Consider the following 18,261-nt stretch of genomic DNA (forward strand, 5'->3'; position numbering starts at 1 on the left):
GCTACCGCGGCTATCAAAACCAATCCTAGCGGCACTGACATGCATTCTCGTTGGCGCGGCGCGGCGCGGCCGCGCATCTTGCGCCGCATGGATACTGTCGGAACCGTTTACCTGGTCGGCGCCGGCCCGGGCGACCCGGACCTGCTGACCCTGCGCGCGGCGCGCCTGCTGGAACGGGCCGAAGTGGTCGTCCACGACGGCCTGGTCGACCGCGCCGTGCTCGCGCTGGCCGCGCGCGACGCGCAGATGATCTCGGTCGCCAAGCGCCGGGCCCACCACACCCTGCCGCAGGAGGCGATCTGCGAGCTCCTGGTGCGCGAGGCGCGCAAGGGCCGCGCCGTCGTGCGGCTGAAGGGTGGCGACCCGTTCATCTTCGGTCGCGGCGGGGAAGAAGCGGAAGCCTGCCGCGCGGCCGGCGTCCCGGTCGAGATCGTGCCCGGGATCAGCGCCGCGAACGGCGCGGCCGCGGCCACCGGCATCGCCCTGACCCACCGCGACGCGGCCAGCGTGGTCAGTTTCGTCGCCGGCCAGTGCAAGGGCCTGTCCGACCAGGACTGGGCCGGCCTGGCGGGCAAGGGGCGGACGCTGGTGATCTACATGGGCGTGAAGACCGCGCCGCGGATCGCGGAAAAGCTGATGGCGGACGGGCTCGCGCCCGACATGCCGCTGGCGGTGATCGAGAACGCATGCCGGCCCGCGATGCGGGTCCTGCGCGGCCCGCTCGCCGCGCTCCCCGAACTGGTCGCGCGCGAAAGCGTGAAGAGCCCGGCGCTGATCGTGATCGGCGAGGTCACGGCACGCGACGATGCACAGGTGGCCGCGCTGGCGGCGGAGGCAGCAGAATGAAGATCGTTACCGGAAACGACCTCAAGACCGGGGCCGTCGTGTGGTGGACCGGCGTCGACTGGTCGATCCATGTCGAGGACGCGGTCGATGCCGGCGAACAGGCTGAAGACATCGCCACCCGCGAAGAGGCCGCCCGCCGCGTCAACGCCCCTTACGTGATCGAGGGGGAGAAGACCGCCGAGGGCGTTCGCCCGGCCCATATCAAGGACCGGATCCGCGCGCTGGGCCCGACCGTTCGCCCCGACCTCACGCTCAAACCCGCCGATCCGACGGCCGGCAACTGGGTGATTTGATGTACAAGTACGACCAATACGACCAGGCCATGGTCGATGCCCGCGTCGCCGAGTTCCGCGACCAGGTGCGTCGCCGGCTCGAAGGCAAGCTGAGCGAGGACCAGTTCAAGCCGCTGCGGCTGATGAACGGCCTCTATCTCCAGCTCCACGCCTACATGCTGCGGGTCGCCGTGCCCTACGGCACGCTCAATTCGCGGCAGATGCGCGCGCTGGCCGATATCGCGGAGAAGTACGATCGCGGTTACGGCCATTTCACCACCCGCCAGAACATCCAGTACAACTGGATCAAGCTGGAGGATGCCGGCGACATCCTGGCCGACCTGGCCGCGGTGGAAATGCACGCCATCCAGACCAGCGGCAATTGCATCCGCAACATCAGTTCCGATCACTTCGCCGGTGCCACGGCCGACGAGCTGGTCGATCCGCGGCCCTATGCCGAGCTGCTGCGCCAGTGGTCGAGCTTCCACCCCGAGTTCCTGGCCCTGCCGCGCAAGTTCAAGATCGCGGTGATCGCCAGCGAGGCCGACCGCGCGGCGATGAAGCTGCACGATATCGGCATTCGCATCGTGAAGAACGACGCGGGCGAACTGGGCGCTGCGTTCTACGTCGGCGGCGGGATGGGCCGCACGCCGATGATCGCCCCGTGCATCCGCGAATTCGTGCCGCTCGACCAGCTGGTGACATATGCCGAGGCGTGCCTGCGGGTCTACAACCGCCACGGCCGCCGCGACAACAAGTTCAAGGCGCGGATCAAGATCCTGGTCCACGAACTCGGCGCGGACGAATATACGCGCCAGGTGGAAGAGGAATTCGCCCACCTCCTCGACCAGGGCATCGAGCCGCCCCGGGCGGAGCTGGAGCGGATCAAGACCTTCTTCGCCGATCCCGCTTTCGAAACCGACCTGCCGGAAGACATCGACCGGTCGGACCCGGAATTCGCGCTCTGGGTCGATCGCAACTGCGTGGCGCACAAGGCGCCCGGCTATGTCTCGGCGGTCATCAGCCTCAAGCCGGTGGGCGGCATCCCGGGCGATGCCAGCGCCGAACAGATGCGCCTGATCGCCGACCTGGCGAAGCGCTACAGCTTCGACGAGCTGCGCGTGATGCACACGCAGAACATCGTTCTGCCCCATGTCCGCAAGGCCGATCTCCATGCGCTGTGGAGCGCGCTGGACGAGGCCGGGCTTGCCGCGCCCAACCTCGACCAGGTGGACGACATCATCGCCTGCCCCGGCCTCGATTACTGCAGCCTCGCCAATGCCCGCTCGATCCCGGTGGCGCAGCAGATTTCCGAACGCTTCGCAGCGAACGGCAAGGGCAAGATCCTGGGCGAGCTGAAACTGAAGATCTCCGGCTGCATCAACGCATGCGGCCATCACCATGCCGGGCACATCGGCATCCTGGGGGTCGATCGCAAGGGGGTCGAGAACTACCAGCTCCTGCTGGGCGGGAGCGAGGCGGACGATACCTCGCTCGGCAAGATCACCGGCCCGGGCTTCGACGAGGCCGGGATCGTCGACGCGGTGGAAAAGGCCACCGACGTCTATCTCGCGCGGCGCCAGGACGGGGAACGCTTCCTCGACACCTATCGCCGGATCGGCATGGAACCGTTCAAGGAGGCGCTCTATGGCTGAGCTGCTGCGTTTTCGCGACGACGAGCCGGTCGATCACCCGGCGGTGACCGTCGATGCCTTCCTCGACCAGTCGAACGCCGCGGCCGTGCGGATCGAGCCGGGCGACGACGCGCGCGCGCTGATCCCGCACCTCGACCATGTCCGCCTGGTCGAAGTGAACTTCCCCGCCTTCACCGACGGGCGCGGCTATTCCGCGGCGCGCGTGCTGCGCGAAGCGGGCTATGCCGGCGAACTGCGCGCGGTGGGCGACGTGCTGGTGGACCAGCTTTCGGCCATGCGCCGGTGCGGGTTCGATTCCTTCGCCCCCGATCGTCCGTTCGACCCGGCCGATGCCGACGCCGCCTTCCGCCACTGGCCCCATGTCTACCAGCCGGCTGCCGACGGGCGCGTGCCGATCTGGAACCTGCGCCACGGGACGGACAATGGCTGACGCCGACCCGATCCGCCTGCGCGACCGGATCGAGACGGGGCCGCGGTTCACCGATGCCGACGCGATCCGGCTGAACCGCCGGTTCCGCGGCGCCGACACGGCCGAGATGCTGCGCGCCGTCATCGACGAAGGGCTGGTCGGCCGTCTTGCCACGGTTTCGAGCTTCGGCGCGGAAAGCGCTGTCCTGCTTCACCTCGTGGCCCAGGTCGATCCCTCGCTGCCGGTCCTGTTCCTCGAAACGGGCAAGCATTTTCCCGAGACGCTGGCCTACCGTGACCAGCTGGTCGAACAGCTCGGCCTGACCGGGCTGGTGAACCTGACGCCCGATCCCGCGCTGCTGGCCAAGCGCGACGAGAGCGGGCTGCGCTGGTCCTACGACCCCGATGGCTGCTGCGAGATCCGCAAGGTCCTGCCGCTCGCCGCGGCGCTGGCCGGTTTCGATGCCACGCTGACGGGGCGCAAGGCGTTCCAGTCCGCCACCCGCGCCAACCTGCCCCGGTTCGAGGTCGACAGCTCCGACGCGCAGGGGCGGCTCAAGATCAACCCGCTGATCGACTGGAGCGCAGAGGACCTGGCCGCCTATATCGCAGAGCACGACCTGCCGCCGCACCCGCTGGTGGCCGAAGGCTACCCGTCGATCGGATGCAGCCCCTGCACCCATAAGGTCGCCCCCGGGGAAGACCCACGGTCCGGCCGGTGGAAAGGCTGGGACAAGACCGAGTGCGGCATTCACACCCCGCTGACCCCCGACGGCGAGCTGCCGCCCGGATACGATCCCGCGTTCTAGCGGTCCCGCGCCCGCGCGCACGCCGGGCCCGGCGCGATGAGACGACCCGGGCAGGCGCGGCCTAGAGCCACCCTTGCTCGCGATACCAGCGCGCCGTGGCGGCCAGCCCCTCGACAGTGGCGATGCGCGGCTGCCAGCGATCGCGCGGAACCGCCCGCGCGGGGTCCGCCACCCAGTCGGGGTGGCACATGTAGCCGACCCGGTCGGGCGTCAGGCGCGCCCTGGCCCGGCGCACGCTGCAATCGATCCGCGATGCCCAGTCGAGCACCGGGCGCGAGAGGTGCGGCACCCACGGGCGCCGCCCCACGGCCTGGCCGATCGCCAGCGCCAGCGCGCGATGCGGCCAGCCGCCTTCGCGCCCGTCGTCGGGCTCGAACGTCGCCCCGCTCACGTCCTCGCCCCCCGGCACGAGCGCGAGGAGGAGCCGGGCCAGGTCCTCGACATGGATCATCGAGGCGCGGCCCGGCGGCGGCATCGGCACGACCCCGCGGCGGGCGGCGCGGAACAGTTCGAACATGTCGCGATCGCGCGGGCCGTAAACGGCCGGCGGGCGCACGGTCGTCCAGTCGAGGCCGCTGGCCGCGACGATCTTCTCCGCCCGCGCCTTCGACGCGCCGTAGGCCGAAAGGTCGGGCCGGCGCGCGGCGAGCGAGGATACGAACACGAAACGACGCACGCCGGCGGCCTTGGCCGCCTCGACGAGGGCCAGCGTGCCGGCGACGTTGGCCGCCTCGAACTCTTCGGGAACGAGCGTGCTGGTCAGCCCGGCGATGTGGATCACCGCCTCGGCCCCTTCGACCAGCCGGTCCAGGGCCTCGCGGTCGGACAGGCTGCCGCGGACCCAGTCGATCCCGGGCCGCGATTCGGCGGGAACCTTGCGCGCCAGCGCGCGCGCGGCCAGCCCGCCTTGCGCGATCGCGTCCAGCGTCGCCTGCCCGACGAACCCGGTCCCTCCGGTCAGTGCCAGGGTCGCTGCATTGCGGGTCATAGCATCACCATGTGATCGCGGTGGACGACGGCCGCCCGCGGGGCATAGCCCAGCACCGCCGCCTGTTCGGCGCTGCGCCGGCCGATCAGCGCGCGGCATTCCTCCGCCCGGTATTCGGCCAGCCCGCGGGCCAGGGCCCCGTCCGCCGGGTCGCGGATCTCGACCAGGTCGCCACGCTCGAACGCGCCTTCGACCGCGGTGATCCCGGCGGCGAGCACGCTGCCGCCTTCCGCCAGGGCGGCGGCACAGCCCCCGTCGACGCGCACCACGCCCTTCACCCGCAGGCGCCCGCCCAGCCATGCCTTGCGCGCACCGTCGCGACGCCGCGGCAGGAAGAGCGTGCCCTGCCCTTCCCCCGCCGCGCGCGCGATCGGCGCCCGGTGGGTGCCGTTCACGATCGCAAGCGCAATGCCGGCCCGCTCGGCGATCTCGGCCGCCTGGAGCTTGGACACCATCCCGCCCGAACCGAGGCCGGAGGCGGAGCCGCCATCGGCCATGGCGCGGATCGACTGGTCGATCCCCTGGACCACCGGGACGAGCCGCGCGCCGGCCTCTGCCGGGTTGCGATCGAACAGCCCGTCGACGTCGGACAGCAGCAGAACCGCGTCCGCCCGCGCGGCCTGGGCGACGCGCGCGGCGAGCCTGTCGTTGTCGCCGAAGCGGATTTCCTGGGTCGCGACCGAATCGTTCTCGTTGATCACCGGCACCGCGCCGTTTTCGAGCAGGCGGGCCAGCGTGGACGCGGCATTGAGGTAGCGCCGCCGATCCTCGAGGTCCTCCAGCGTCAGGAGCAGCTGGGCGGCGGTGAGCCCGTGCGTGCCGAGGGATCGGGACCAGAGCGAAGCGAGCGCGATCTGCCCGACCGAGGCCGCCGCCTGGGCATCGGCCAGCGTCGCCCGGCCGCCCTTGTCCAGCCCCAGCTTCGCCGCGCCGAGGGCAATCGCACCCGAACTGACGATGACCACCTCCTGCCCGCCGGCGCGCAAGTCCGCGATTTCGCCGGCGATCGAACGCAGCCAGTCGGCACGCGCGCAGCCGGCCCCGTCGACCAGGAGGGAGGAGCCGATCTTGAGCACGATTCGCCCGGCAAGCCGGGGATCGGTCAGGTGCTGGAGCGCGGCAATGGCCATGCGGCGCGCTTAGCCGAGCGGTTCGATTCCGTCATCCACTACCTGCCTGCGCCGCGACCGCGCGGCCGGGGCCCTAGCCGAGCGGCGACCAGTCGCCTTCGGCGCCCGGATCATCCTCGACCTCGCTGCCCTTGGTCTCGGTCGCCGTGCGATCGGGCAGGTAGGCCAGGACGGCGTCGAGCAGCGGCTCGATCCCTTCGCCCGTCGCGCCCGAAACGCCGAAGACCTCGTCCGCTCCGGCAGCGCGAAGTTCCTCGGCAAAGCCGGCCACCAGCTCGGCATCGGCAAGGTCCACCTTGTTCAGCGCCACCAGCTGCGGTTTCTCGGCCAGGCCTTCGCCATAGGCGGCCAGTTCCGCCCGCACGGTCTGCATCGCCCCGGCCGGGTCCTGCCCCGCGATATCGACCAGGTGGATCAGCACGCGGCAGCGTTCGATATGGCCGAGAAACCGGTCGCCGATCCCCGCGCCTTCGGCCGCGCCGGCGATCAGGCCGGGAATGTCGGCCAGCACGAATTCGCGCCCCTTGTGCCGCACGACGCCCAGCTTGGGGATCAGCGTGGTGAAGGCATAGTCGCCGACCTTGGCCCGGGCATTGGTCACCTGGTTGATGAAGGTGGACTTGCCGGCATTGGGCAGGCCCAGCAGGCCCACGTCGGCGAGCAGCTTCAGCCGCAGCCAGACCCACATTTCCTGCCCCGGCTCGCCCGGCTGGTGCTGGCGCGGGGCGCGGTTGGTGCTGGTCTTGTAACTGGCATTGCCCCGGCCACCCATTCCGCCTTCGAGGAACACGATGCGCTGGCCGACCTCGGTGAAATCGGCCAGGATCTCCTCCTTGTCTTCCGACAGGATCTGCGTACCCACGGGGACTTCGATCACCAGGTCGGGCGCGCCCGCCCCGGTCCGGTCCTTGCCCATGCCGTGCCCGCCGCGCTGGGCCTTGAAATGCTGGGTATAGCGGAAATCGATCAGGGTATTGAGGCCGGCCACCGCCTCGAACACGATGTCGCCCCCGCGGCCGCCATTGCCGCCGTCGGGCCCGCCATATTCGATATACTTCTCGCGCCGGAAGCTCACCGCCCCGGGGCCGCCCGCGCCGGACTTGAGGAAGATCTTGGCCTGGTCGAGGAAATGCATAGTCTTTTCAGCCTCAAGCGCCGTTGAGCCCAGTGCCCGTGGCTATCCTTGCGCATTCGGCCGCGAAAGCAAGCGGTGCGCCGCGCTATCCATGCCGGTGCCTGGCGCCGCGATCGATCGGGCGGCGCTGTGCCTGGTGGAGCCGAGGGGAATCGAACCCCTGACCTCGTCATTGCGAACGACGCGCTCTCCCAACTGAGCTACGGCCCCGTTCCAGGTCTCTTGCCGGGCTGCGGTTCGCGCCGGCGAGCGCGCCCCTTAGCGAAACCGGCGCGCGGTGCAAAGGGCAAATTCGCATCCCGCGCGGCCCGGCCCCTGTGCCGGCGGTGGCCGGTCGCGCCGGTCAGGCGCCGGTGCCGCCGGCGCTGTCGTTCGCGCGGTCGCCGGCCTTGTCCTCGGCGTCGTCATCGGCGCCCTCGGGCTCCGGGGTCAGAACGATCGTCGGCGTCTCGGCAGGCTCCTCGGCAACCGTGCCGGTCAGGTCGGCGCCGAAACCAGGCTGCGCCGCGACGTTCGCCTCCCCCTGGACGACGGGCTGCGACACGGCCTGAACCGCCTCGCCCGCCGGCGGGATCGCGGCCTGCTGCACCGCGCCGGGCTGCCCGGGGGCGGGCACGGTCGGCGCGGCCGGCTGGGCCACCTGGCTGGGGGACGGGTCGAACGTGGGGATCGCCTGGACGGTGGCCGCATCGGTCCCACCGGCGGCCTGCGCGGTGCCGTCCGCGCTCGCGACGCCCGCTCCGATCGAGGCCGTGCCGATCGAGCCTGTGGCGGCGGTGCCCGTGTCGGCCGCACCGGGACCCGAGACCAGCGTGGCCGCGGGCTGCGGCGGGCCATATTCGGCATCCCACGAAGCCACGGCGGTGCGATACTGTTCGTACGAGCTGAAGAAATCCTCGAAAACGGCCTCGAGCACCGGGAGGCTGCGCAGCGCGAAGCTGTCGATCTCGTCCGGCGCGACCAGCAGCGATTCGCGCGCCACCTGCTGCGAGACGTCGCAGAACTCGTCCAGCGCGGGCGGCAGGGCGAAGTAGTTGTAGACCTGCGTCATGTAGCGGTCGTAGGCCGCGCGCCCTTCGGAGCCGTAGCTCTCGCGGTACTGGGCCAGGAGATTGCGATTGGTCCGCGCCAGCGCCTTCTCGCCCCGTTCGAGCAGCGACTTGTACGCGGGGAGGATTTCCGCGTGTTCGGGCTCGAGGCAATTGAGCGCGGCCACGTTGAGCGCGGAGCGCACGTTCCAGATCGTCTGCGCGGTGGACAGGCCGTAATTGACCGTGCGCCGCACGCCGTCCGGGCCGACCGGGGGGATCGCCATCGAGGCGGTCGCGCCGTCGGGCGGGGTCGGGCGCGGCGGAACGACCTTGACCGGCGGGGGCGGCGGCGGGGGCGGCGGCGGCGGGGTGGCGCAACCCGCCAGCATGGCCATGCCGCCGGCAATCGCCAGTAGCTGAATCCGACCGGTGGTCAGTCCGAACATTATTGCAGATCCTCCTTCGCCCGCGCGGCACCGGTGCGCCATCGCGGCTTGCGGCAACATTAAGCGCGCGACCCTAGTCGCAGGCACGGGCAAAGAAAATGCCCGAGACGCACGAGGCGCCCCGGGCACGATGAATCGAGTCCTGTGTGCGATTACTCGCGGTTGCCGAGAAACTGCAGCAGGAACATGAACATATTGATGAAATCGAGGTACAGGCTCAGCGCGCCGAGGACGACCGCCTTGCCGGCCCAGTCCGTCCCGCGGACCTGGAAGTACTGCGATTTCAGGCGCTGCGTGTCGTAGGCGGTGAGGCCGGCGAAGATCAGCACGCCGATCGCGCCCACCGCGTAATGCAGCGCGGGCGATTGCAGCCACAGGTTGAGCAGGCTCGCCACGATCAGGCCGATGACGCCCATGATCAGGAAGCTGCCCCAGCCGCTGAGATCCTTCTTCGTGGTGTAGCCCCAGAGGCTCAGCCCGGCGAAGGCCGCCGCGGTGGCAAAGAAGGTCACCGCGATCGACGGGCCGGTGTAGACCACGAAGACCGACGACAGCGACAGGCCCATCAGCACGGCGAAGGCCCAGAACATCGCCTGAAGCGTGGTCTTGCCGAAGCGGTTCGCGCCGAAGCTCATCGCGAAGACGATCGCCAGCGGCGACAGCGCGACGATCCAGCGCATCGGGCCAGAGAAGAGATCGTAGGCCAGCCCGCTCATGAACGTAAGCAGGGCCACGATCCCCGTCAGCAGGATGCCCGAGGTCATGTAGTTGTAGATCGACAGCATGTGCTGCCGCAGACCCGCATCGAAGGTCTCGCCGGCGGCAACCTGGCCGCCGTAGGCGGGGGAGGCGCCGAATCCCGTCTGAGATCGGCGGGGTTCGTTCCAGTCAGCCATTGTAATCAGCTCTCCATTCCCGGCGGCGGAATGGCCGCCGGCTCACCGGCCAATATCGCTTGCCGGGCCCGGTTTTTCAAGGGATCGCTGCGCCGCGACGCTCAGGCCTCGCCCGCGGCATCGACCAGCGCGGCGGCCAGGGCATCGCGCGGCGACTTGTCGCTCCAGAGCACGAACTGGAACGCGGGGTAGAACCGGTCGCATTCGTCGATCGCGATTTCCACCAGCGCCTGCGCCTGGTCGAGGCTGAGCAGCCCGTCGTCGCCGAGCATGACGCCGTGGCGATAGACGAGCATGTCGCCCTGCGACCAGATGTCGAAATGCCCGAGCCAGAGCTGTTCGTTGACCAGCGCCAGCAATTCGTAGGCGTCGCGCAGCTTGTCGCGCGAAAGGCGGATGTCGGGCAGGCTGATAAGCTGGAGGACGCGGTCTTCCGGGCGCCAGACCCCGCGCAGCTGGTACGTGCCCCAGCTGCCCTGGATCTCGCCCAGCATCTCTTCCTCGGAAACCGACTGGCAGGGCCAGCCGCGCGCCTCGAACAGGGCCGCCAGCATGTCCACCGGTGCGGCGTCGTCGCTCAACTGCATGCTTTTCGCGCCACGTCCCATCGCCGTTAAATCCCGGTTAGCAATTACGATGCGCTGGATGCAGTGAGACGGGGCAGCGTTGCAATCGCGCGCCGTGCGGCTGCTGGGGAGAACCGAACAAGACTGTTCAAAGCTTGTGTAAAAAAGAACGCGCCGGCGGCCCGCCGCCAGGCCTAGAGCGGGGAGATTTCCTCGCCTTGCGCGCTGGTGAAGGGGAAGCTGTCCAGCCCCGCCTCGCGCAGCGCGGTGACGGCGTCCGCGGCGGCTTTGGCGCTGGGGAAAGGCCCGGCCAGCAGGCGGTTCGCCTGGCCCCAGGGCGCGGTCATCGGCTTGAATTCGCCCAGGATTTCAGGTGCCTTGCGGCTGATCCGGCGCCAGTCGAAACGGAACGCCTCGAGGTCGCGGCCAGTCGCCACCTGGACCCAGAAACGCCGCGGATGGGCCGGCGGCGCGGGTTCGGCGGCCGGCTTTTCCTCGACTTCGCGCGGCGGCTCGATCGTTCGGATATCGACCACGTCGGGCGACTGCGGCGCATTCGCGCGCGGGAGCAGGCGGAAATCGGCGAAGGCATCCTCCACCCGCGCCGCGGGCCCCGGAGTCGCGCCGGAGGCTGGACGGGCGGTCGGGCTGCCGGTCGCAGCGCCTTGTTCGGCCCCGCCTCGCTCGGCTCCAGCCGCCACGGCGCCCGGCACGGCCGCCAGGTCGAAACCGGGCGCGGCGGGGATGCCGCTGGCTGCGGCCAGCGCCGCCGGAGCCGCGTCGGGCATGGCCGGTGATGCCGCATTGGCCCCGGCGCCCGGTGCGCCGCCCTCGCCCGCGTCGTCGGTGGACGCCGCGATTTGCTGGACCACGGGCTGCGAGACGACGGGAACCGGCGCCTGCGCTTGCGCGGCCGGCGGCAGTTCGGCCGGCTCGGGCCCCGCCCCCGGCGACGCCTGCGAGGTCGCGGCCACCCGCCCCGGTGCCGGGCCGTCTGCCGGCGGTTCGGTGGGGGCCGCCGCGGCGGCGCGGCCGCGATTGCGCGCGGCACGGCGGCTCTCGCGCGTGGTGGCCGCTTCGCGCCGTTCCTCCGCCCGGCGCTGCGCGCGCGGCCCCAGCGGCTCGCCCTGCGGGGCCAGCCGGGCATCGGGGGCCGCGGCGGGCGACCCGCGCCGCGCGGCATATTGCGCGATGCGCGGATCGTCGCGCCCGATCTGCGCCGCGCGCGGGAACATGCCGAGATTGGCGGCAGCCGCCTGCTGCGCCCGGGTCAGGCGGCCCATGTACTGCAGGTAAGGCGCGATCCGCGCCGAAAGGTCGCGCGGCATGACCGCCTCGGCAATGGCGACCGCCTCGTCCTCTTCGCCCAGGATCGCGAGGCCGAAGGCGCGGGCGCGGAACGAGGCGAAGTCCTGGCTTTCGAGGAGCGGGTAGAGCGTCTCTTCGAACCCTTCCCTGTCGCCGGCGATCGCTTGGCTGATCGCCAGCCGCCGCGTGGTCTCGTCGTCCGCGCCGCTGGCCAGCGCGAGGCGATATTGCGCCTGGGCGGCGGCGGAATCGCCGACGAGGTCGTAGGCGAGACCGCGCTCGCTGGCAAAGGCGCGGGTGGACACGCCGGCACGCTCCGCCTCCTCGAACAGGCGCAGCGCCTCCAGCGGCCGCTCGGAGCGGACGAAAGCGCCTGCCAGCCCCAGCTTGATCCGGGGATTTTGCGGCGAAAGTTCCTGCGCGCGGCCGAAGAAGCCGATCGCGGCGTCGATGTCGTCGAGCGCGAGCGAGGCGTTGCCGGCATCGATCAGCGCATCGACATCGCGCGAATCGCGCGCCAGCCGCTGGAGCGCGGACGTCAGATCGCTGACCCCCGCGGGCGGCAGCGGCTGGACCACCGGACGCGACACCGCATCGCCGGACTGCGCCGCGACCGGCGCGGCGAAACCCAGCCCGGCGAGGCCGAGCAGGGCGGCCCCGATCACACGTGGCCCGATCGGGGAGGAGCCGGGCGCGCGGCGGCCAAACGGGATCTGGAGAGGTCGGTTTCGCATTGCCGTGAAGCAGCACTTAGCCCGTGACGCCACGCCTTCATAGGGCCGCGGGCGGAAATGACCGGCAAGGCGTGGCCCAGCAACGCCGGGCGGCGTTACTGGTTGTTCTGGCGCCCCAGGAAACGCGGGATGTTCAGCGAACCGCCATCGTCGTCGCCGTCGTCCTCCGCATCGCGCGGAGCGGGCTTGCCGCCCCCCTTGTCGCCCGAACCGCGGGAAAGATTGGCCATCCGCTCGAACAGGGTCGATCCGCCACCGGAGCCGCCCTCTTCACCCGAGACGAGCCCGCGGCGGCGCCCGGGGCCGACGCGCGGCTGGACCGGGCCGTCTTCTTCCGCCAGGCGATCGGCATCGAGAAGCAGCTCGTCCTGCCGCGACTGCGCGCCCCGGTCGCCCGCCCCGGAATCCGCCCCGGCCCCGGCACCGGCACCGAGGTCGAGCGGTTCCTTCCGCCCGGCCGGCTCGGCGCGCTGGGCGCCCTCGTCGGACGCGAAGCCGCCATCCTCGCCGACCACGGCGTGGCCGGAATCGTCGGCCGGCTCGGCCACGCCGGTGTCGGTGTCGCCCTGGCCGGCGCGCTGCGCCTCGGCCATCTCGTTGCGCAGGCCGGCGAGCGGATCGACGATCCCGTCAACGTCGTCGTCCTCGCCTTCCTCGTCATGGTCTGCCGAAGGGGCATCGGCCGGGGCCGCGAAGCGATCGCCCTGCGGCGCAGGGGGCGGAGCGGAAGGCGCGGGCGCGCCGCCGTCGCCATCGCCGTCGCCGAATTCGTCCTCGCTCGGCAGTTCGAGCACCGGGCGCTTGGGCGCGCGTGCCGCGCCGAGCGACATCGAGCGGTTTTCCGGCTGGCTGGCCTCGGCCGCGGCGTCGATCCCGGTGGCCACCACCGAAACCCTGATCTTGCCTTCCAGTTCGGCGTTGAAGGCCGAACCCCAGATGATGTTCGCGTCCTCGTCCACCAGTTCGCGGATATGGTTCGCCGCCTCGTCCACTTCGAGCAGCTTCATGTCCTCGCCGCCGATGATCGAGATGATCACGCCCTTCGCGCCCTGCATCGAGACACCGTCGAGCAGGGGGTTGGCGATCGCGCGCTCCGCCGCCTCGAGCGCGCGGTTCTCGCCCTCGCCCTCGCCCGTGCCCATCATCGCCTTGCCGGCTTCCTGCATGACCGATTCGATATCGGCGAAGTCGAGGTTGATGAGGCCGGGCATGACCATCAGGTCGGTGATCGAGCGGACGCCCTGCTGCAGGACCTCGTCCGCCAGCTGGAACGCTTCCTTGAAGGTCGTTTCCGCCTTGGCGATCAGGAAGAGGTTCTGGTTGGGGATGACGATCAGGGTATCGACGTGCTTCTGCAGTTCGACGATCCCGGATTCGGCCGCGCGCATCCGGCGCGTCCCCTCGAACAGGAACGGCTTGGTCACGACGCCGACCGTCAGCACGCCCTTGCGCCGTGCGGCCTCGGCGATGACAGGCGCGGCGCCCGTACCGGTGCCCCCGCCCATCCCGGCGGCGATGAAGCACATGTTGGCGCCTTCCAGCGCCTCCTCGATCTCGGCCACCGTTTCTTCGGCCGCGGCCTTGCCCACTTCGGCGCGCGCGCCCGCGCCCAGGCCGCCGGTAATGTCGGGCCCGAGCTGGATCCGCGTAGGCGCGGGCGAATTGCTGAGCGCCTGGGCATCGGTGTTGGCGACGATGAATTCGACCCCCTCGATCTTCGCCGCCATCATGTTGGCAATGGCATTTCCGCCGGCGCCACCCACGCCGATCACCGCGATGCGGGGGCGCGGATCGTCGGATGCTGCGGGGCCGATATTGATACTCATGGGGTGTCGCTCCAAGGGATGGTATGCGCTTTGGTTACTGGCCACACAGTCTGGCACAAACGGAATCGGCGTTGCATAGGGCGCAACCGCTTATCCACAGTGGTTAAACCTCCGGGCCATCGCGTCAGAAATACTCGCGCACCGCGCGAACGACGCGGTTGACCAGGCCGAGGCCGGAATATCGCATCGTCGGCTGGTAGCTCGGACCGACCGAGCGAATGTCAACCGGGTCGTCGGCCGCATAGAGGCACAATCCGGCCAGCGTCGCGAAACCTGCGGTGGAATGTGCCTCGGGCAAGCCGCGCAGCGCCGGCGGCTTGCCGATCCGGACCGGGCGGCCGAGCGCGCTCTGGGTGAATTCGGCAATGCCCGCCAGTTCCGCGCCCCCGCCGGTGAGGACGACCTGGCTCCCGCTCGACCCGGAAAAGCCCATCGCCTTCAGCGACCGGGCGATCTCGCCCGTCAGCTTGGCCAGCTGCTCGGTCACTACCGAAACCAGCTCCGCCCGGGGGATGCGGTTGCGGTCGTCCGCGCCGCGCGCGGCCGGCTGGACCGATCCGTCGTCCGGCCCGTTGACCGGCACCATCTCGCGGTGGTCGGTCGGGCTGGCGATGGCCGAGCCTGCCACGCACTTCAGCCGTTCGGCCTGGAACCGACGAATGCCGAAGCTGGAGGCGATCGCGTCGGTGATGTCGGCGCTGCCGTAGGGGATCGCGGCCAGGCCGAGCAGCATCCCGCCGGCATAGAGCGAGACGTTCGTCACCTCCCCCCCGATCTCGATCAGCGCGGTGCCCAGTTCGCGCTCCTCGTGCGTGAGGCACGAGTAACCGGCCGCGATCGGCGCGGCGACGACCGCCTCCACGTCGAGGTGCGCGTTCTGCACCGCCTCGATCAGGTTGCGGACCGGCGCCCCGTCGGCCAGCATGACGTGGACGTCGACGCCCAGCTGCTCGGCATGGAGGCCCTTGGGGTTGGCGACCCCGTGCGCCCCGTCGAGCGTGTAATGCGCGGGCTGGGCGTGGAGGACCATGCGCCCGTCCGGCTCGATCGAATCGCGCGCGGTGACGAGCAGGAGCTCGATGTCCTCCTCCTCGATCCGGCGCCCGCCGATGTCGATTTCCACTTTCGCGACCTGGCTCGCCAGCCCCGCCCCGGCGCAGCCGATCCACACGCTGGAAACGCTCGTCCCCGCGTTCTTCTCCGCCCGTTCCACCGCGTCGCGAATGGCATATGTCGCGGCGGCCATGTCGGTCACGTAACCGCGCTTGATCCCCTGGCTGGCCCGGTGCCCCGACCCCAGGACGATCATCTCGCCGGTTTCGGAAAGCCCCATGATCATGGCCGAGATGCGGAACGAGCCGATGTTGACCGCCCCGAAGACGCGGGTGATGCGCGGCAGCCCCATCTATTCCCCCTCCTGCGTTGCCATGGCCTGCGCCGCGCGCCCGGGCACGCGCATGTAGATCCGATCGGGCGCGCGCATGTCGAATGTCGCGACCTTGCCGCCCAGCAGGCGGTTGACCCCGTCGAGCCGCGCGAAGGCGACCAGCGCGCCGGCGGATTCGTCCTCCCCCTGCGGCAGGGCGAGCACCTGGCCGGTGTCGAACGTCAGGTTCCAGCGGCGGTTGCCGATCCACTCCGCCTCCGCCACCTGGGGGCCGAGCGCCGGGGCCGCCGCCAGCAGGTCGGCCAGCGCGCCCACCTGCCGGCCGGCGCCCGGCCCGGCGACGATCAGCATGCCTTGCGCCTTGTCGGCCGCGATCGGCTCCAGCTCGACCCCGCTGTCGTCGATCAGCATCAGCCGGTCGGGCTTGCGCAGGACGGCATGGGGCCTGCGCTCCACGATGTCGATCACCAGGCTATCGGGCAGCTGGCGCGAGACGCGGGCGTCCTTCACCCACGACAGCTCGAGCAGTTCGGCGCGCAGCGCCTCCAGGTCCACCAGCGGCATCGGCCGGTCGCGCCGCGCCAGCGCGCGCTCGTAAACCTTCATCTCGTTCATCCGCTCGACCCCGGTGACGCGGACCTTGCGGACTTCGAAGCCGGCATCGGCCGCCAGCAGCGCGACCTGTTGCTGCGCCATTGCCGGAACCCCGGCGAGGCTGGCGACGAACAGCGTCAGCGCGACAGCGCCGCCCAGGATGATGGCGAGGAAGATGCGATGCAGCTGCTCCTCGGTGAAAGGCAGGGCGGAGACCAGCGAATCGAGGACCGATCCGGTCCTGGCCCGCGCCGCCCGCGCGGTCCGCGCGCGTCCCTTGGCCGCGGTCGAGCGGCGCACCCCCTTGGCCTTGCGGTTAACCGTCGCCACTGCCGCCCCCCCGGGCCGCGCGGTCCATCGCCTCCGCCACGATCGCCTCCACCAGGTCTTCGTAACTCATGCCGCACTGGCGCGCCTGCTCGGGCACCAGGCTCAGCGGGGTCATGCCCGGCTGGGTATTGGTTTCCAGCACGAACAGGCCATCCTCGCCATGTTCGTCGTCCCAGCGGAAATCCGTCCGGCTGCACCCGCGGCAGCCCAGCACGCGGTGCGCGCGCAGGGCCAGGTCCATGCACAGCCGGGCGATCTCGTCCGGCACCTCGGCCGGACAGACGTGTTCGGTCATGCCGTCGGTGTACTTGGCGTCAAAATCGTAGAAGCCCGACTTGGGCACCAGCTCGGTCACCGTCAGCGCGCGCGGCCCGGCCGCACCGTCGATCACCGCCACCGTCAGCTCCCGCCCGCGGATATAGGGTTCGGCCAGGAGCCGCTCGAACTCCTGCCAGGGGCCTTTCGCATCGCGCGCGATCGGGTTGCCGTGATTGCCTTCCTGCGTGACGATGGCGACGCCGACCGAGCTGCCCTCGTTCACCGGCTTGAGGACATAGGGGCGCGGCAGCGGGTCCTGTTCGAACAGGCTGGCGCTTTCGACGATCCGCCCGCCGGGCATCGGGATGCCGTGCGGCACGAGCGCCTGCTTGGTCAGTTCCTTGTCGATCGCGATGACCGAGGTGGCGAGGCCCGAATGGGTATAGGGAATGCCCATCAGGTCCAGCATCCCCTGGACCGTGCCGTCTTCCCCCGGTACGCCGTGCAGCGCGTTGAAGACCACGTCGGGCGCGGCCTGGGCGATCCGCGCGGCCACCTGGCGGTCCATGTCGATCCGCGTCACCCGGTGGCCGCGCGCTTCAAGCGCCTCGGCCACGCCCTCGCCCGACATCAGCGAGACCGGCCGTTCGTTGGCCCAGCCGCCCATCAGCACGGCGACGTGCAGCGCGCGCCCGGTGGTCGTACTGCCGCTCATGGCCGGCCCACCCGCTGGATTTCCCACTCGAGCATGATCGCGCTGTCGGCATAGACGCGGCGGCGCACTTCCTCGCCCAGCCCCTCGATATCGGCGCTGGTCGCATCGCCGGTGTTGATCAGGAAATTGGCATGTTTCTCGCTCACTTGCGCACCGCCCATGCGCAGGCCGCGGCAACCGGCGGCATCGACCAGCCGCCAGGCCTTGTCGCCATCGGGGTTCTTGAAGGTCGAGCCGCCGGTCTTGGTTCGCAGCGGCTGCGAATCCTCGCGCGCCTGCGCGATCCGGTCCATCTCCGCCCCGATCGCCGCGGGATCGCCGGGGACGCCCTGAAGCCGGGCGGAGACGACCACGGCCCCTTCGGGCAGGGCCGAGTGGCGATAGCTGTAGCGCAAGTCCGCCACCGGCAGACGCACGAGCTCCCCGCCGGGCAGGATCACGTCGCAATCGAGCAGGATGTCGGCCACTTCCCGGCCATAGGCGCCCCCGTTCATCCGCACGAAGCCGCCGACGGTGCCCGGGATGCCGCGCAGGAACTCCAGCCCCGCGATCCCCGCATCGCGCGCGGTGGAGGAGACGAGGATGCCGCTTGCCCCGCCGCCGCAGCGCAGGATCGAATCGCCTTCTTCCGCGACCCCGGCGAAAGGCTTGCCCAGGCGCACCACGACCCCGGGCACGCCGCCGTCGCGCACGATCAGGTTGGACCCGAGGCCGAGCGCCATGACCGGCAGCTCGCCGCCCAGGCGGCCGAGGAACTCGCGCAAGTCGTCGAGGTCGGCCGGTTCGAACAGCCAGTCCGCCGGCCCGCCGGTCTTGAACCAGACCAGCTTGGCCAGCGGCGCCTGCGCGGTCAGGCTGCCGCGCACGCTGCCAGCCGGCACGGGGGCGGACACGCCCCCTTCGACCGCGCAATCGGGCGCCATGCCG

At 70.7% G+C, this 18,261-nt stretch carries 17 protein-coding genes and 1 tRNA gene; 5 read left to right on the forward strand and 13 right to left on the reverse strand.

Features of this window, described 5'->3' with window-relative positions; translation table 11 throughout:
• Positions 1-87: 87 nt before the first annotated feature.
• Genes cobA through GRI72_RS09870 form a run of 5 tightly spaced genes read left to right on the forward strand, consistent with a single transcriptional unit; the run spans position 88 to position 3,990 of the window.
• The gene (cobA, locus tag GRI72_RS09850) at positions 88-846 is read left to right on the forward strand and encodes a uroporphyrinogen-III C-methyltransferase (RefSeq protein ID WP_202389055.1); all 759 of its coding nucleotides are present in this window, start codon (positions 88-90) and stop codon (positions 844-846) included.
• Complete coding sequence (locus GRI72_RS09855; protein ID WP_160733757.1) at positions 843-1,139, forward strand: DUF2849 domain-containing protein; 297 nt, start codon at positions 843-845, stop codon at positions 1,137-1,139. Before cobA ends, GRI72_RS09855 begins: the two co-directional genes overlap by 4 nt.
• Positions 1,139-2,773 carry a nitrite/sulfite reductase gene (locus GRI72_RS09860; RefSeq protein ID WP_160733758.1) on the forward strand — a complete coding sequence of 545 codons (1,635 nt, stop codon included), beginning with the start codon at positions 1,139-1,141 and terminating at the stop codon, positions 2,771-2,773. The genes GRI72_RS09855 and GRI72_RS09860 overlap by 1 nt, the downstream gene beginning before the upstream one ends.
• The gene (locus GRI72_RS09865; protein ID WP_160733759.1) at positions 2,766-3,203 is read left to right on the forward strand and encodes a DUF934 domain-containing protein; all 438 of its coding nucleotides are present in this window, start codon (positions 2,766-2,768) and stop codon (positions 3,201-3,203) included. The genes GRI72_RS09860 and GRI72_RS09865 overlap by 8 nt, the downstream gene beginning before the upstream one ends.
• Entirely contained in the window at positions 3,196-3,990 is a 795-nt protein-coding gene (locus GRI72_RS09870) for a phosphoadenylyl-sulfate reductase (protein ID WP_160733760.1), read from the forward strand. Before GRI72_RS09865 ends, GRI72_RS09870 begins: the two co-directional genes overlap by 8 nt.
• A 61-nt stretch (positions 3,991-4,051) precedes the next feature.
• On the opposite strand, the gene GRI72_RS09875 is transcribed toward GRI72_RS09870, so the two are convergent.
• The 13 genes from GRI72_RS09875 to murB all read right to left on the reverse strand — a co-directional run bounded on the left by GRI72_RS09875 (position 4,052) and on the right by murB (position 18,257).
• Positions 4,052-4,978: an NAD-dependent epimerase/dehydratase family protein gene (locus GRI72_RS09875; protein WP_160733761.1), complete on the reverse strand. Its 927-nt coding sequence runs from the start codon at positions 4,976-4,978 to the stop codon at positions 4,052-4,054.
• On the reverse strand, positions 4,975-6,108 hold the full coding sequence (gene proB, locus GRI72_RS09880; RefSeq protein WP_160733762.1) for a glutamate 5-kinase: 1,134 nt from the start codon (positions 6,106-6,108) through the stop codon (positions 4,975-4,977). The genes GRI72_RS09875 and proB overlap by 4 nt, the downstream gene beginning before the upstream one ends.
• A 73-nt stretch (positions 6,109-6,181) precedes the next feature.
• Positions 6,182-7,243 (reverse strand): Obg family GTPase CgtA, encoded by a 1,062-nt coding sequence (gene cgtA, locus GRI72_RS09885; protein WP_160733763.1) that lies wholly within the window; start codon positions 7,241-7,243, stop codon positions 6,182-6,184.
• A 134-nt stretch (positions 7,244-7,377) separates the two neighbouring features.
• Positions 7,378-7,453: transfer RNA gene (locus tag GRI72_RS09890), tRNA-Ala, on the reverse strand.
• Positions 7,454-7,586: 133 nt separating this feature from the next.
• Complete coding sequence (locus GRI72_RS09895; RefSeq protein ID WP_160733764.1) at positions 7,587-8,720, reverse strand: hypothetical protein; 1,134 nt, start codon at positions 8,718-8,720, stop codon at positions 7,587-7,589.
• Between the two features lie 152 nt (positions 8,721-8,872).
• Positions 8,873-9,616, reverse strand: a complete 744-nt coding sequence (locus GRI72_RS09900) for a Bax inhibitor-1/YccA family protein (protein ID WP_160733765.1) — start codon at positions 9,614-9,616, stop codon at positions 8,873-8,875.
• Positions 9,617-9,717: 101 nt separating this feature from the next.
• The gene (locus GRI72_RS09905) at positions 9,718-10,203 is read right to left on the reverse strand and encodes a type III secretion system chaperone family protein (RefSeq protein WP_419880245.1); all 486 of its coding nucleotides are present in this window, start codon (positions 10,201-10,203) and stop codon (positions 9,718-9,720) included.
• Between the two features lie 173 nt (positions 10,204-10,376).
• Positions 10,377-12,155 (reverse strand): SPOR domain-containing protein, encoded by a 1,779-nt coding sequence (locus GRI72_RS14945; RefSeq protein ID WP_160733767.1) that lies wholly within the window; start codon positions 12,153-12,155, stop codon positions 10,377-10,379.
• 164 nt (positions 12,156-12,319) lie between these two features.
• Positions 12,320-14,050 carry a cell division protein FtsZ gene (gene ftsZ / locus GRI72_RS09915; protein WP_160733768.1) on the reverse strand — a complete coding sequence of 577 codons (1,731 nt, stop codon included), beginning with the start codon at positions 14,048-14,050 and terminating at the stop codon, positions 12,320-12,322.
• A gap of 124 nt (positions 14,051-14,174) precedes the next feature.
• Entirely contained in the window at positions 14,175-15,455 is a 1,281-nt protein-coding gene (gene ftsA, locus GRI72_RS09920) for a cell division protein FtsA (RefSeq protein WP_160733769.1), read from the reverse strand.
• A complete protein-coding gene (locus tag GRI72_RS09925) occupies positions 15,456-16,361 on the reverse strand; it encodes a cell division protein FtsQ/DivIB (protein WP_160733770.1) in 906 nt (301 codons plus the stop codon).
• Complete coding sequence (locus GRI72_RS09930) at positions 16,348-17,334, reverse strand: D-alanine--D-alanine ligase (protein ID WP_160733771.1); 987 nt, start codon at positions 17,332-17,334, stop codon at positions 16,348-16,350. The genes GRI72_RS09925 and GRI72_RS09930 overlap by 14 nt, the downstream gene beginning before the upstream one ends.
• The gene (gene murB, locus GRI72_RS09935) at positions 17,331-18,257 is read right to left on the reverse strand and encodes a UDP-N-acetylmuramate dehydrogenase (RefSeq protein WP_237487096.1); all 927 of its coding nucleotides are present in this window, start codon (positions 18,255-18,257) and stop codon (positions 17,331-17,333) included. The genes GRI72_RS09930 and murB overlap by 4 nt, the downstream gene beginning before the upstream one ends.
• Positions 18,258-18,261: the final 4 nt, after the last annotated feature.

It is taken from the genome of Pelagerythrobacter marinus, from assembly GCF_009827515.1.
GTDB classification, from domain to species: domain Bacteria; phylum Pseudomonadota; class Alphaproteobacteria; order Sphingomonadales; family Sphingomonadaceae; genus Pelagerythrobacter; species Pelagerythrobacter marinus.